Annotated in this window: 13 protein-coding genes; 8 read left to right on the forward strand and 5 right to left on the reverse strand. The window is 43.7% G+C overall.

Annotation, left to right across the window (positions count from 1 at the left end):
* Nucleotides 1–298: 298 nt before the first annotated feature.
* Nucleotides 299–1,192: a lipase secretion chaperone gene (locus L0991_17755; GenBank protein XGB65375.1), complete on the reverse strand. Its 894-nt coding sequence runs from the start codon at nt 1,190–1,192 to the stop codon at nt 299–301.
* A gap of 39 nt (nt 1,193–1,231) precedes the next feature.
* Nucleotides 1,232–2,173 (reverse strand): triacylglycerol lipase, encoded by a 942-nt coding sequence (locus L0991_17760; GenBank protein ID XGB65376.1) that lies wholly within the window; start codon nt 2,171–2,173, stop codon nt 1,232–1,234.
* Nucleotides 2,174–2,583: 410 nt separating this feature from the next.
* Between L0991_17760 and L0991_17765 the strand changes: the two genes are divergently transcribed.
* Entirely contained in the window at nt 2,584–3,831 is a 1,248-nt protein-coding gene (locus tag L0991_17765) for an SGNH/GDSL hydrolase family protein (protein XGB65377.1), read from the forward strand.
* A 148-nt stretch (nt 3,832–3,979) separates the two neighbouring features.
* Here L0991_17765 and L0991_17770 read toward each other — a convergent pair whose 3' ends face one another.
* Nucleotides 3,980–5,311, reverse strand: coding sequence for a DEAD/DEAH box helicase (locus tag L0991_17770; protein XGB65378.1), 1,332 nt, complete (start codon nt 5,309–5,311; stop codon nt 3,980–3,982).
* A gap of 361 nt (nt 5,312–5,672) precedes the next feature.
* Here L0991_17770 and L0991_17775 point away from each other — a divergent pair, with 361 nt between their 5' ends.
* Complete coding sequence (locus tag L0991_17775) at nt 5,673–5,939, forward strand: Lpp/OprI family alanine-zipper lipoprotein (GenBank protein ID XGB65379.1); 267 nt, start codon at nt 5,673–5,675, stop codon at nt 5,937–5,939.
* A 151-nt stretch (nt 5,940–6,090) separates the two neighbouring features.
* Here L0991_17775 and L0991_17780 read toward each other — a convergent pair whose 3' ends face one another.
* A complete protein-coding gene (locus L0991_17780) occupies nt 6,091–7,086 on the reverse strand; it encodes a L,D-transpeptidase family protein (GenBank protein ID XGB65380.1) in 996 nt (331 codons plus the stop codon).
* Between the two features lie 348 nt (nt 7,087–7,434).
* On the opposite strand from L0991_17780, the gene deoD reads away from it, so the two are divergent.
* From deoD to L0991_17800, 4 genes are all read left to right on the forward strand, one after another.
* The gene (deoD, locus tag L0991_17785) at nt 7,435–8,145 is read left to right on the forward strand and encodes a purine-nucleoside phosphorylase (GenBank protein XGB65381.1); all 711 of its coding nucleotides are present in this window, start codon (nt 7,435–7,437) and stop codon (nt 8,143–8,145) included.
* Nucleotides 8,146–8,227: 82 nt separating this feature from the next.
* The gene (locus L0991_17790; protein XGB65382.1) at nt 8,228–9,697 is read left to right on the forward strand and encodes a lactate dehydrogenase; all 1,470 of its coding nucleotides are present in this window, start codon (nt 8,228–8,230) and stop codon (nt 9,695–9,697) included.
* A 185-nt stretch (nt 9,698–9,882) separates the two neighbouring features.
* A complete protein-coding gene (locus tag L0991_17795; GenBank protein ID XGB65383.1) occupies nt 9,883–11,352 on the forward strand; it encodes a hypothetical protein in 1,470 nt (489 codons plus the stop codon).
* A complete protein-coding gene (locus tag L0991_17800; protein ID XGB65384.1) occupies nt 11,352–12,932 on the forward strand; it encodes a GGDEF domain-containing protein in 1,581 nt (526 codons plus the stop codon). Before L0991_17795 ends, L0991_17800 begins: the two co-directional genes overlap by 1 nt.
* A gap of 96 nt (nt 12,933–13,028) precedes the next feature.
* Here the strand turns inward: L0991_17800 and L0991_17805 are convergent, their stop codons facing one another.
* Entirely contained in the window at nt 13,029–13,931 is a 903-nt protein-coding gene (locus L0991_17805; GenBank protein XGB65385.1) for a DMT family transporter, read from the reverse strand.
* A gap of 248 nt (nt 13,932–14,179) precedes the next feature.
* On the opposite strand from L0991_17805, the gene L0991_17810 reads away from it, so the two are divergent.
* Together L0991_17810 and L0991_17815 are read left to right on the forward strand one after the other, a co-directional pair.
* A complete protein-coding gene (locus L0991_17810; GenBank protein ID XGB65386.1) occupies nt 14,180–14,575 on the forward strand; it encodes a DUF3302 domain-containing protein in 396 nt (131 codons plus the stop codon).
* Nucleotides 14,575–15,705 carry an HlyD family secretion protein gene (locus L0991_17815; GenBank protein ID XGB65387.1) on the forward strand — a complete coding sequence of 377 codons (1,131 nt, stop codon included), beginning with the start codon at nt 14,575–14,577 and terminating at the stop codon, nt 15,703–15,705. Before L0991_17810 ends, L0991_17815 begins: the two co-directional genes overlap by 1 nt.
* Nucleotides 15,706–15,858: the final 153 nt, after the last annotated feature.

The following is a 15,858-nucleotide window of genomic DNA, read 5'->3' on the forward strand; positions in this document are numbered from 1 at the left end:
TACGCTAATTTGATAAATTTCGCGTATACTGCACCCAAACGATAATGAGATCAATTATCATTTGCATATTTATATGACTTTAATCACAATAAATAAATCGATTTGTGTAGGTTTACGAGTGCAAACTCATGCAGCACTTGTACTAAGTTTTAGGGTTAAAGTCAGTCAATAGTATCGGCATTGATCGGATATATAACCTTTCACAGAATAAGGCAAACGTTTACTTGCTGACTAAAATTTGAGTCCATTCGATGAAGGATCCCACAAAGTAGCCCAAAACATGCGCTAATCCCCCTCGCTACTCAAGCTCTGCATCCCAAATTCGTTCTATCGCTTCGACTCTTCGGATCTGCTTTGAAGGAAAGTGGGCAACTCTGAGCTCCGCAATTGTCTCTTGTCGTTCGGCCTGTGATAGCCCAGTGTCGTCTAAAATATCTTTTCGTTCCGCTAAGTAAATTTCTAAAGCACCTTCAAAATCCGCTCTTTGTTGGTCCAGTACTTCAAGCCTTTGCGCCGCTTCATCACCCACTAGTTCATTTCGCTTCAAGTATTTCTCTTGCTGCTCAAGCCCTTCAGAGTTGGATAATTGTTGAAGTAACACCTGATTCTTGTGACTTGTTTGAACATAGTCAGCTTGTTCAGAGATTAATGAATCTAGCCGTTGTTGGTACTCCAGCTCATTCAACCCTTCTTGCTTCAATCGAAGCTTTTCTAGGGCCATTTCCCTCATTTGGTTATCGTGAGTAAATAAAATACTTATCTCGCTCGGGCTAAAAAACTGAGCCTGAAGATCGAGTAAGGCTAGGTTTAAGCGTTGTAGATCATCGACAGAGATCGAGGAGGGGTCAAACTGAACATCCAATGACGTCAATGCCGACTTGTAATCAAGGTATTTGGCAAACAAAGCCTCGTCGACAATCGCACCTTGTGATTGAACATGATGTTGAGCAACGTTGCTACGAATATCTTCAAGGGTAAGCTCTGTTTGTCCAGAGACAAAGTAATCCATTGTGTCTTTAGCCGATGCATTATCAATATCGGTGTCTTGTTGAGAGCTCACTTTCAACGAGGAGATGCTTTGTTGTTTGCTATTGCTTGGGTTTAAGCCCTCTTCCACTGGATATAAAAAAAAGACCGCCGCTGCACTCATCAGGGCTATCGTGGTTATCGAAAAAATGGCGGCCTTAGTCATTATATTTTCCTTATGGTGTTAATGAATCATCCAAACAGACTACAAGCCCGCCAACTTCAATCGGTTAGCGTGCTGGCGATACAATGTCACCGGGTCGGTCTCAAACAAGTGATGGATGCCTAGCAAACCGTTGATCTCATCCAGATGATTCATTTTGTAATCATCGCCGATCACTTTACCTAGATGAGTACTACATACTCCAACAAGCCCATCATTTGGTTCGTTAAACGCTAAACCTAGCACTGTCATCGCCGCATCGGTTGGGTCCAAAAGATTGGTAAAAGTGGAAGACCCTGTCCATGAGTAATAATAAACGCCGTTACTGGCTTGCCATTCACCATCACCGCATGCAGAGGTTGGAACCCCTTCAGGGTAAAACTGATTAAAAGCAAGAGAGCCTTCTGTGGTCAGAGCTTCTAATGATGCCAAGCCATCTTGTTCTAGATCAGAACCACCGGACAGTAGATTAATGAGTGTCGTCAAACCACCAGCCAACTTAACTGCAATCCCTTCTGAAACTGAACCCTCAGGTACCGTTCCACGGACTAAATCAGCCACTTTTGAACCTTTATGAACGCCACCAATACTCGTTACCGATGCGACAAGGTCTGGTCTCACTGAGGCCACATACCGCGCCGTAGGGCCGCCATGACTGTGCCCGACAAGGTTGACCTTATTTGCTCCGGTTGCGGCTAGAAGTGTTTCGACTTGAGCCAATAACTGCTCTCCCCTAACCTCTGAGCTATTCGTCGCTGATACCTGTGCAACGTATACGCTCGCGCCATCTTTGGTTAAGGATTCAGGCACTCCGTAGAAGTAATCCACACCCGCTAACGTATCGAACCCAAATAAGCCGTGCACCAACACAATGGGATATTTGGTTTCAGTATATCCACTTACTTCTAACGCCGATGCGCTCGTTCCAGCATAGACACCCATGCTGGATAGGCAGGCAATTGTCCAAATTAATATCTTTTTCAATGCTCTTTCCTTAAACAAGTTAGACCTCTGATGAGTATCAAAAACGTAGGTGATAATTTTATAAAACCAAAAAGAGTGACTCGAGATTTGTGATGTTGAACTTGAAATAAACAATCGGGATTAACATTAAACAGGTGAAGAATAAACAATAAAAATGACAATAAGATATTGATTAAAATGACATTTAGCCAATATGACGTGTTAATTATTGACTTTTAAGTCCCAAGAACAAGAACCAAAAAGTCGTTGGAAGTTTGATGCTTATGCCAGTTATGAAACACAGGTGTTATGAATTAATTGACGAGAACCATCAATTATCGATATAGGTCGTCCGAGTAATTTGTTTACTCAGTTATCAACAAAAAACAACGTTTATTCGGCTTACCTACACATAAAAAGAGAACACAGTGATGAAATACACAGCTTTGATACTCGCGTTAACCGTACCTTTTGGTGCCTATGCTGCTGAAAATTCAACACCAACACCTGAATCCATTACCTCGGCTGAAGTACTCAGTACACAAGGTTCGGAAACCTACTCTTACGTCCGATGCTGGTATCGTACCGATGCATCTAATGACTCAGCCGCCACAGATTGGAAATGGGCGAAAAAAGAGAACGGGGATTATTACACGATCAACGGATATTGGTGGTCGTCCGTCTCATTCAAAAATATGTTTTACAGTGATACCCCACAATCTGAAATCAAACAGCGTTGTGAACAGACACTCGATATCCAACACGACGTTGCCGATATCACTTATTTTGCGGCAGACAACCGCTTCTCTTACAACCATTCAATCTGGACCAACGATAACGCCATTCAATCCAACACCATCAACCGTATCGTTACTTTTGGTGATAGCCTTTCTGATACTGGTAACTTATTTAATGGTTCTCAATGGATTTTCCCAAACGCGGACTCGTGGTTTCTAGGGCATTTTTCCAATGGCTTAGTCTGGACAGAATATCTAGCAAAAGCCAAAGACGTCCCTTTATATAACTGGGCCGTTGGTGGTGCAGCAGGTACCAATCAATACGTCGCGTTGACTGGTGTATATGACCAAGTCACTTCTTACTTAACTTATATGAAAGTCGCCAAAAACTATCGACCAGAAAACTCACTGTTTACTTTGGAGTTTGGGCTCAATGACTTTATGAATTACGACCGAGAAGTCGCTGATGTTAAAGCCGATTTCAGCAGCGCTCTCATCCGCTTAACAGAATCTGGTGCTAACAATATCTTGTTATTCACACTGCCAGATGCAACTAAGGCGCCTCAATTCAAGTACTCGACCGAACAAGAGATCATCAAGGTTCGTGGCAAGATCATTGAGTTCAATCAGTTCATCAAAGCACAGGCTGAGTATTACCAAAGCATGGGGAAAAATGTGGTACTGTTCGATGCGAGTGCACTGTTTGCAAGCATTACCGACAACCCACAGCAGCATGGCTTTAGAAATGCGAGCGATGCTTGCCTAGATATCAATAGAAGCTCCGCTGCCGACTACTTACGAAGCCATAGCTTAACCAATGACTGTGCGATCTATGGTTCAGATAGCTATGTATTTTGGGGCGTAACACATCCTACTACCGCTACTCACAAGTATATTGCCGACCATATCTTGGCCTATTCGTTCTCTACCTTTAATTTCTAGTGATTTAGCAACTGAGCTGTATATTCAGATGCCAAATGAAATACTAAGTATCAGTGGCTTACATAAACTACAGATACAAAAAACCGCCTATTTAGGCGGTTTTTATTTATCTAAGTTTTATCAATAAAGCCTTTAAACTGGCTAGTGATTACTCATCGTCCACTTTTGGCGCAACTTTCTTCTTAGGGATAAACACGCTATCACCCACAGCCACATTTTGGTGGAAACTCTTATCGCGTTTAACTGGTTTTTTCGCTGTCTTCTTAGCTTGAGGTTTACCCGCTTTCTTAGCTGGACCGCCCTTCTTGAAGGCAGGTTTGCGAGGCTTGATGCCTTTAAACTTACCTTTTAGGCCTTCAAGAACTGAGAAGTTAAGATCTTGCTGCAGGTAAAGTTCAACACGCTTAAAGCTGTCCCAGTCTTTTGGCCCTACCAAAGAGATTGCATCACCTTTATTACCAGCACGGCCTGTACGACCAACACGGTGAACATACTCTTCGGTGTGCTTAGGCATATCGAAGTTGATAACGTGACTTACGTTTGGAATATCAATACCACGTGACGCAACATCTGTTGTTACTAGAATCTTGTAAACCGCACGCTCGAACTGGCTCATGATTGCATTACGTTGCGTTTGGTTTAGGTTACCACTCAGTGCAACCGCTTTTAGCTTCTTCTCGTTAAGCTTATCGGTTAGACGATCAGTATCAGCACGAGTAGCCGTGAAGATCATAACCTGACGGTACTCAGCCTCTTCCAGAACGCGATCTAAAATCGCCTCTTTATGATCCAAGTGATCGCACAGGTAAAACTTCTGCGTGATATCAAGGTGCTGCTCATTCGAAACACCCACTGAAATGCGCTTAGGTGCATCCAGCATCTCATTAGCAATATCGTTCACTTCTGCGTGATCAAGCGTTGCTGAGAACATCAAGGTTTGACGGCGACGGTGCTTCGCAGCATTCGCAATACGGCGCAGTTCAGGTGCAAAGCCTAGGTCAAGCATTCGGTCTGCTTCATCAAGGATCAGGGTTTCAACACCATCTAGGAACAACGAGCGGTGCTCTAGGTGATCGGCTAAACGGCCAGGAGTCGCTACGATAAAACGAGGGTATTTACGAAGTGCTTTAACTTGATCATTAAAGTTCTCACCACCTAGGATAAGAGTCGCTTCGTAAGACAGACCACCCAGCATGCTGCGTAGTTCGCCATATACCTGCTTAGCCAACTCACGAGTAGGAGCCAAGATTACACCACGAGGATCACGAGCAGAAAACGCTTTGGTTTTTAATGCTTTGTGAATCATCGGCAAAACAAACGCCAATGTTTTACCTGAACCCGTTTTTGATGAAGCCAATAGATCCTTACCGGCAATAGCAACAGGGATCGCTTTCGATTGGATCTCTGTCGCTTTCTTAAAGTCGTAATGTTTTAAGTTCTTCAGTAAGCGGTTATCTAAGCCTAAATCTTTAAAGTGCAAAGGACTCTCCAGTCATGATGGTATTGAATAAAATTATTTTAACGCGACATGATACCGCGAAAATGCTTTATAAGGATAGAGATCACAGTAAATTTATCCTTACTAACAAAGTTGTTTAGAGCATTGTATGCGTTGACAACAAAGGGCTGCCTCCATTAAATCAGAGACAAAGCTCTTCAAAATAAGCTATCTCATAAGTGAGACAGAACGTGATGCTCAGCTAATTACCTCAAAAATTTAGCAATTTCTTTAGTTATTGTTTTTGCGCTTAAAAAATTAGTCGCTACAATCATTAATGAAGCGACTATATGATAAAGAATGTATAGCGCATCTTTTGATGTTAAATAAGCAAGGAGTTCTTATGAATAAGACGTTAATCGCCGCTGCAGCCTCAGTTTTCATTCTAGCTGGTTGTTCTTCAGAGCCAGAAGAAGCTGCAGTGTCAGAAATGGATCAACTAACTAATCAAGTCGCTCAGCTTACAAGTGAAGTTGAAGCACTTAAGAGTGATAAAGCAGCAGCAGAAATGAAAGCTCAAGAAGCTTCTGAAGCCGCTATGGCAGCAAAAGAAGAAGCGGATCGTGCTAACGACCGTATCGACAACATCGCTGAGTCTTACACTAAGTAGTTTGATATTTAAGCGCGATTAAGCTGTAGATTAAATAAGTCGCAAAAGCAGTAAATTGATAGCACCACCTCTTCACAGATGTGGTGCTTTTGTTTTTTGGGGAGAATTTGTGAATCTAGTGGAGCAGCTGCCTCAGATACGAAGAAGTGCGTTAAAACTCAATCACCGGTGGAGCGATTTCAACAGGTACACCATTTTGCGCAAAGATAACCGCTTTGGCTTTTGAAATAGGCAAATCTGCATCTTCAAGCCACCACTTCAGTTCAACCGGGATTTGTAGTGATTTCTTAGAACCGTCACTTCGAGTTAATGGCTCATGCGCTTCAACAAACACGCTTCGATCTGGTTCTAACGAGACCTTAATCGGCTCATTAATAATCGTCACTTGCTCACCGCGGCTCACCTGCTCAAAAAGCCACTCGATATCTTTAGGTTCCATACGGATACAACCGGAACTCACACGCAGGCCAATCCCAAAGTCCTTATTGGTTCCGTGTATCAGGTAATCCCCAGCTCCATACGCAAGTCGCAACGCGTACTCACCTAGAGGATTTTCTGGTCCTGCAGGAACAACTTTCGGTAACTCGATACCTTTCTCTAGATACTCTTCACGGATTGACTTAGGCGGCGTCCAGGTCGGGTTTGGTCTCTTTTGGCTAATCTTGGTGATCATCTCAGGGGTATCACGTCCAATCCGGCCAATACCGACAGGGAATACGTGCACCTGATTTTTCTCTGGCTCAAAGTAGTACAACCTAAGCTCAGCCAAATTAATCACTATCCCTTTTCTTGGGGTATCAGGAAGAATGAGACGACTGGGGATACTTAGCACGTAACCTTCGGGGGGAAGAAAAGGATCAACACCTTTATTTGCAGCCATCAAAGAGAGAAAACCGATATCATATTGCTTGGCAATGATGGCTAACGTTTCACCTGCAGCAACTTCATGCTGTTGTATCCGGCCAACAATACGGCTCTCTTTCGGAGGAAGCTCAAAAGTTGCCGCAGAGGCCCACGACGACGCAATTCCAGCAGCAATCAAAGTCCCTTTCACAGCAAACCGAGTTGTTCGCTGTACGAGCAAAGCGATCTTACGTATTTGTGTTTTCATGGAGTACAAAAGCGTCGAGTTAGCGCAATACAACATACAATTCCTTGGTTTGTCGTCTTTATCAAAGTTTAGATTATCGCTGATCAAACGTCTCTACAATGTATTGTTGCCTCAATCACCATATGCAATTGCTCTTTCGTTTGAGTGTTTCCTTTATATAACCTTTAATTTATCCATACAAAATCGATTGCCTTTACGCTTTCAACAGATTTAGTTATCAATATTAATAAAACGATAATAGTAGACCCATTTTGTGACTAACGTCTCATGGAGGCTCGTTTTAACTCGCTACTATTGCCTCAACAAAACGAATTCAATTCAACAGAATCGGTAATTGATTAAATCCTGTTCCTATAATTACCGTTTAAACTTTGGAGAACGACCATGGCTACACCTCATATTAACGCTCAAGCTGGTGATTTCGCAGAAACAGTACTGATGCCGGGTGACCCGCTTCGCGCAAAATACATTGCTGAAACATTCCTTGATGACGTTAAGCAAGTTTGTGACGTTCGCAACATGTTTGGTTACACAGGCACTTACAAAGGTAAGAAAGTTTCTGTAATGGGCCACGGTATGGGTATCCCATCATGCTGCATCTACGTACACGAGCTAATCGCTGAGTACGGTGTAAAGAACGTAATTCGCGTAGGTAGCTGTGGTGCAGTACGTGACGACGTTAAACTAATGGACGTTGTTATCGGTATGGGTGCTTCAACAGACTCTAAAGTAAACCGCATTCGTTTCAACAACCACGACTTCGCTGCAATTGCTGATTTCGGTCTTCTAGAAGAAGCTGTAAACCAAGCTCGTGCACAAGAAGTTCCAGTTAAAGTTGGTAACGTATTCTCTGCAGACCTTTTCTACACTCCAGAAGCTGACCTTTTCGAAAAAATGGAAAAGCTAGGCATCCTAGGTGTTGATATGGAAGCGGCTGGTATCTACGGTGTTGCTGCAGACCTTGGCGCAAAAGCACTAACTATCCTTACAGTATCTGACCACATCATCCGTGGCGAGAAACTAAGCTCTGAAGAGCGTCAAAAATCGTTCAACGACATGATGAAAGTAGCTCTAGAGACTGCAATCAACATCTAACGATTTGATAAAAGATACATTGAAAGGCGTTACCCCGCAGCCAAGTTCGCTTGGCTGCTCAAATAATCCCGAGGGGGAGATCGTGTCTAACGACAAGCTGCCAAAAGATGCAGATGGTTTGCAACTCAACTTTTGTAAAACATTGGCGTGTGACAACTTTGGCTTGAGCGATGCAAAACGTTATGTTTTGCAACACGCTAACCCTAAGCGTCCAGCGATGGTTTGTCGTGAATGTGGAGCTTTCCCCCCCTTACTTAACAATCGTGAAGTGTTAAGCGAACTTCATCGCCTGAGACAACTTCACAGCGATGGGCTCCCTGCCTGTCGTAATGATGATTGCGATAACTTCGGCTTATCGGTTCATACTCACAAACATCTTTACCATGCCTTCGGCTACAGTGGCGACAGGCAGCGCTATCGATGCAAAGACTGCCAATCAACCTTCGTTGACAAGTGGTCTGGCTCCAATAAAAAACTCCAGTTCCAAGAGAACCTCATGGGCTTATTGTTCATGGGATATTCTGTACGTGAAATCTGCAGAAAATTAGAGATCAACCCAAAGACTTTCTATGATCATGTTGACCATATCGCTAGCCGTTGTCGTCGAAAACTCGCGATGATTGACGCTCGATGGGTTAATCATGCCAAAGATTATCAGTTCGCCTCTCACTATCAGCGTTTACAACCGCAAAGCAACAACGGCGTGGTTTGGATCACGACAGGTGAAGCGCACTCTGGATACATCCTTTGCCAACATGTGAATTACTCACAAAATGAAGAGCCTTCAGGCAATGTCGACCACAACCCGTATGATGATGTGGCACGCTTTGTATCCAAAGAGCACTCTTCAGAGGCAAACCTTGAGCTACCGCAGCGTTCTGACAAACTAAAAGAGCGTATTGAGCAACAATACCAAGTTATTTTGGCGCGAGGCAACGTTGAGGACCCAATGGGGAACCTCACTGCATTTAGCTACCCGTCAAAAGGGGCGCTAATTCGACCGCCTTATACGTCTTATGCTCACTTCCTGCATGTATTAGACATGTGCGATGAAAATAAGCACGTAGCGATCTATATGCCACAAGATCCATTACTAAGATCTGCCGCCCTTAGCGTTTGTTTGCCGCGTATACAGAGTCAAAATATTGACCTTATGTACGTAGAAGAAGACGCAGGCTGGCAAGACGATCACAGTTTTGAAAAGATCGACATCGTTCATATGAGTTGGTGGCGCGATCGTTGGGCTATTGCTAATCAAGGTGATAAGCAGAAAGGTATCTGCTACCTAACAGGCAACAATCCAGAGCCAAAACAGTGGTTTAATACCGCTTCAATTCAACAAACTAAGTTTTATCAAGAGCGCTTTCAGGTGCTATTTGATAGCTTTATTAATGAGCCTAGACGTAAGCTTCGTCCTGGTGGCATTCTTCCATTACTCGACATATTTAGAGCTTGGCACAATCTGTGCTACCAAGATAAGCAAGGGCTTACGGCAGCGCAACGCTTAGGCGTAGCGGAGCAGCCATTGACCCTAAAGCAACTACTTTCATAGAAACGTACCACTAGATAATTATTCGGGAACTCATTGATTTTTAAGTAACAACATGAGGTAACACCCATAATTGGAAAAGATACGTGTTCCTTTAGCGCTCTAAGAAAGATAATTGGTGCTTATCCTAAATCACACTCTTATAATGATTGTGTTATCAATATGTTCGATAATTACGGATCTAAGCCTTGGACAAAAATCAGTACCTTCTTGAAACAGAACTAGAACAACTCAAAACTCGTGTCGACTCTGAACCGCTGGTGATCCTTGAGATTGCTCAGCAATGCCTCGTCAGATCTGAGCAAGTTCTGTTTGAAGAAGGAGCGATCCAATCGCTTATGTTAATGGCAAGATGTTGCTGGAGCCTGATGGATTACCAAAAAGGTTTAAAGTACGTCAAAGAAGCCTATAAGCGCCAAAACCGATTAGACACCGACCTTTTTCTTCCTGAAATCCTTCACTTACATGCGCTCCAATATTGGGGACAAGCCAAGTACTACTCTGCACAACAGTTCTGGATCAATGCGTTAGAGCAATCTGCACTAGTCGATGAAGTCGAAATACAGATCGAATGCCTGATTGGTCTGGGCAACATCTGGCGAATGACTCACGAATATAAGCTGGCTCGTTCAACACACCAACTCGCGGTAAAAGTGGCAAACAACAGCCGTATTGGTTGGCTTGAAGGCAAAGCAAGAATCCTGCTCGCGTGGGATTACTACCTGCTCAACAACTATGTTGAAATGCTGTCGGTGTTAGATGGTGCGGAAGAAGCGTTAAAAGGACACAAAGACAACACTTGGCATGCCGAGGTGTGGGACTTCAGAGGCCTTGCACTACTTGGACTTGAGCGCTTAGATGACGCTGAGCGTGCCACAGCCAAAGCGCATAAGCTTGCGGTTGAGCACAACCTAGTGTGGATGAAAGCCCACTCTTATATTAGCCGCGCGCGCTTAGAGTTACTCAGAAAGAGACCAGAGCAAGCCGCAGAGTTACTTAGGCTTGCGGAAGAGTCAGCAAACGAATTTGATAATGGTGAGCTACTCAGCCAAATCTGTTATCAGCAATCTTTGGTCGCAGAAGAAAACCAAGATTTTAAAGCCGCTTTAATCGCCTTTAAGAAGTACCGTCAATATTCTATCGGTATGCTTCGAGAACAAACCACTCGCGTGGGTTTAGATAAAGCGCGCAGTTCAAAACGCCAACTCGAACAAAGAGCGAGAAAGCTCATCAACCGCATTCGTGGCCAACACGAGTATGACCCAGAAAAGCATCTCTCTTATGTTGTGTCTGAAACCTTTTGGTGGGAACAACTGGTTCTGTTCAAAACAGAGCTTAAGCGTTCAAATCACAGCATTATTATGTTTCAACACGTCGATCCCGACTATTTAGATGTCTGTACCGAAATCGCTCACACCTTGTGTAATCAAGATGACTTCATTTCAAGGCTCAGTTCCGAGCGTGTTGCTCTCATGCTCTCCGAAAAAGGCGAAGCCGCAGAGCGAACCTTCCAAACTCTAAGCACCATGCTTGATATTTATCCATGGCATAGAAAAGGATTAAAAGGTTCAAAACCAACCGTCAGCCTCAATGACATTTTGACGTTCCCATTCACTCTGGAACAACTAGAAGAAGACGATGCCGAGGTAAGAGTTTGATGGAAACGCTACTAAGTAAAATCACCGATGCTGGTCTAGACCCTTCTTCCGTTTCAGGTGAAGAGGCGATCATATTCTGGAATCATATTCGCCAGCATGTTTCGACAACCAAAACCGAGCAAGCGCACTGTTATATCATTAGTTCGGAATATCGCGCTGAACTGCAGCAAACCCAAACCAGTATCGAAGAACTGAGACTGGCACTCAATCTATTAAATTTGCCAACAGATATAGAAGATATTCTGACCGTCAAAACCAGCCTAAGTGATCGCTTGGTAGAAGTTGGTGATTACACTTCGGCACTAAATGAGTTCGTTAGCTCATCATCCATCGCCGTTGAACATGGCTATATCGATGAATACGTAATGGCAATTCTAGGCATGGGTAACCTGTGTGACGCTTATGGCGACCACAACCGAGCTCTCCGCTATTACCAGAAAATCAACAGCATTGACCATGCGATAAGTAGTCGCTCACTTCGTCTTAAGTTCAAGCTTCATACGGTGGCGAGCCTAGTGCTACTGAATAGGATTACTGCAGCGAGTGACCTGCTCAATGAGTGTGAAGAGCTCAGTATTCTGGTCAGCAACAAATTACTGACTGCTCAAATATTGCTATACCAAGCAAAAGTGTTGCGTGCAAAGAAGAAGTATCACGAGGCCCTAGGTTGCCTGTCTAAGATTCAATACTCTGCGAACAACACGCAAGCAAGTTGGTTAGCAACCATGACGCGTCTCGAGCTCGCTCATTGTTTAAGTGCAATCGGCAAACAAGAATACGCCAGCATGATCTTGTCGAGTACAGACAAGCGCATGAAGGTTTACTCATCCCCAGTACTCGCTAAACGATTCTATGATTCGTTAAGCGACGTGTGCATGAACCAAGGACGTTTTCAGGAAGCACTAAGCTACGAGAAAAAAGGCTACCGAATTGAGACGGATCTTATGAAACAGATCCCAATCAGTGAACTAGGAGCCAGCCAGCTTCGTCGCCTATCGAGATTCGAGCTACAACTTAAGCTCATCCTCTCTGAGCAAGAAAACCGAGAGCTAAAAGAGACAACCGAGCAGCACAAAAACGCAGTGGCACAGCTACAACAGGATGTGTTCACCGACCCATTAACCGGTTTGCATAACCGCCGATGGTTAGATGTGAAGTTAAAAGACATGCTGTTACATGACACCTCTTTCGCACTCATGGTTGTCGATATTGATCACTTTAAGTCGATCAATGATGAACTGAGCCACTTAGTGGGTGATAAAGCGATTGTAAGTGTTTCTCAAGAGTTAAGGTCGTACTTCAAGTTCCGAGGCGCTTCCTGTGTCAGATTCGGTGGGGAAGAGTTCCTAGTCATTCTTGAGAATACCGATATGGCAAAAGCAGAAATGCACTCAGAAAATTACCGTGAACGCATTTTCCAATTTGGTTGGCACGAAATACTCGGTGAGCGTGGCTTAACAGTCAGTATTGGTATCACGATGCATCGTGAGGGTGAGAATACACAGCGTACCTTCTATCGAGCAGACAAAGCCTTGTATCGTGCAAAAGCAAACGGTCGAAACCAAGTCTGCACTGAGTAGTTAGATAGTTAAAGTAGTGCCGAACGAATCATGCTCGGCACTATCCAACAGCAAAACAATCACTTGCTTCGAGCTTTATCTATTAATGAAAAGACGTCATTGATAGAAGAACAAAGATATTCCTCCTACTGCGGCAAGCGTGCCTATGAGACTCTGCTTTGAGACCTTTTCCCCTTTCAACGCATAGATCACCAGAATAAAGACCGGACTGGTCGCTATCAATGTTTGAGCAATCGCGGGATTAGCATTTTTTAAAGCGATTTGTTGCAACCAAAGCGCGAGAAACGTCCCAACAAAAATGGCGCTGAGTAACCATAGCTTGTCGAGTTTAGTCATCTCCCATAAATCCCTTTTGATTGATGAGTAAGGTTTACGCTCAACAAAAGGAATAATCATCATCACCGCAAACACGCCGATTGTCAGGCGAATCAACGCCCCCAACAAAGGTGGGATATCACCAGCAACCAAAGCATAGTGAGAAATGACCACACCTGAGGCTTGGCACACACTTGCTACTAGCCCGTATCCAATGCCGCTCCATTGCGCTTGGTTAGTTGAATCATCACTCACCGAATTAGATGGCTGAAATACTACGAAGGTCACCGCTAAAGTGGTGATGACGACACCGAGCCAACTTTGAAGTGTCAACGCAGCACCTAAGAACATCAAAGCCAGCACGCCAGAAAGAGGTGGAGCTAACGATTCAAGCAGCAATGTCTTATTAGCACCAATTCTTTTCAAAGCAGCGAAGTAAGCACTGTCACCAATTGCGATTCCAATAATCCCTGAAATCGCCAATATCCAAAAGTGATTAGCACTCAGTTCAAACTCTGGCATTGGGATAAGCGGCATCACAAGCAGCATCATGACTGAAGCAACCAAACCCTTGATGATATTGAGCTGCATTGCTGAGAAACGATGCCCAAATTGCCCATAAATCCAAGTCGCACACGCCCACACGATAGCGGCACCGATCGCCGCTATTTCACCTATATACATTTGTATCCATCCTTGTGGTTTTGTGCATCACGCATACTTCAACGATCACTATTAAGTCAGTATGACAAACAAGATAACAGAAATAACTCAATAAATTAGAGAGTGATTTTATAAGTTCCAATAATGACATCGCTCACATTAGAAGCAAAAACACATTATTTATAACTCGGTAAATCATTTTGATAACAATTACTTGGATGATAGCGTAGTATATTTATAACTAATATCTAACATCACAAGGATCTGTTATGTTTTTAGACTACTTTGCGCTCGGTCTACTGATTTTCGTAGCATTAGTCATCTTCTACGGCATCATCGTCATTCACGATATCCCCTATGAAATTGCGAAAGAACGCAATCATCCTCATCAAGATGCTATTCATGTCTCTGGCTGGGTTAGCCTTTTCACTCTACATACTATCTGGCCGTTTCTTTGGATCTGGGCGACATTATGGCGCAAAGATCGTGGATGGGGCTTTGCCAAACTCGAAGAAGAGCAGCACGACATTCATCATCGTGTTGATATCTTAATTGACCAAGTGAGCACTCTTCAGGAAGAAATCTCTCAACTCAAGAAAGCAAAGCCAGAGCAAAGTAAGCAAGATAACGATCAAAATAAAGCTCAAGATCAGGAGGTTAAGTAATGGATTTACTGCTGATAATGACCTATGCGGCACTGTGTATCACCATTTTTAAGGTGTTCAACATTCCGCTAAATAAATGGACTGTTCCTACTGCTGTTCTTGGCGGTGTGATCATCATCGGTACTTTGATCTTACTGATGAACTACAACCACCCTTTCACTCAGATTGGTAACCAAGTTTACTCAACAACGCCTATCGTTTCAGGGGTTAGAGGTAAAGTGATTGAAGTGCCAGTAGAGGCAAATAAGCCTCTTAAAAAGGGCGATATCCTCTTTAAAATCGATCCTATTCCGTTCGAGGCTGAAGTCGCAAGGTTAGAGGCGAAAGTAAAAGAAGCGAGCCAAGGCGCACTAGGAATGGAATCTGACGTTGCTGAAGCAGAAGCAGCGAGAATCAAAGCCATTGCTGAGAGAGACAAAGCCCAACGTGAGTTTTCTCGTTACAAACGCGGTTACGACAGTGGCGCCTTTACTGAGCAACAATTGGATACTCGCAGACAAGCTTATAAAGCATCAGAAGCTGCGGTTAAAGTGGCAGATGCGACCTTAGAAAGAGCAAAAATTGCTTTGGATTCTGAGATCGGTGGCGAGAACACAGCAGTATTAAGCCTATTAGCAGAATTGCGTAAAGCTCAATTTGACTTAGAACAGACTGTGGTTCGAGCACCTACAGATGGCTACGTGACTCAATTAGCTCTGCGCCCGGGTGTTATGGCGGTACCACTGCCACTGGCTCCGGTGATGACCTTTGTTCACACAGAAGACCAGTTCTACACTGCAGCCTTTAGACAAAACTCTTTGCAGCGCTTACAACCAGGCTACGAAGCAGAGTTCCTGTTTAGAGCATTACCAGGCAAAGTGTTCAAAGGACGCATCGAAGAAGTGATTCCAGCCATCGGTGAAAGCCAATTCCAAGCGAGAGGTGCGCTACTGGGTACTGAGGCATTGCGTACTAGTGGCCGTGTGTTCGTTAAATTGACCATTACTGATGACCTGTCTGACTTCCACTTACCTATGGGTACAGCAGTCGAAGTTGCGGTTTATTCAGATAGCTTCACTCACGTATCTATCATGCGTAAAGTACTTATCCGCATGAAGAGTTGGCAAAACTACCTATACCTAGACCACTAAGCCAGGTATTGGTTGGTCAAGAACTGACTTAACACACTGTTAATGTGATTGAAAAAAGCCAGACCTGCTCTGGCTTTTTTGTTGCTTGATTAACCACAAACCACGGCTTTTTACATCATATAAACGTATGTGGATGGAATTTTAGACATCTAG

The sequence above is a fragment of the Vibrio chagasii genome, from assembly GCA_041879415.1.
Lineage (GTDB): Bacteria > Pseudomonadota > Gammaproteobacteria > Enterobacterales > Vibrionaceae > Vibrio.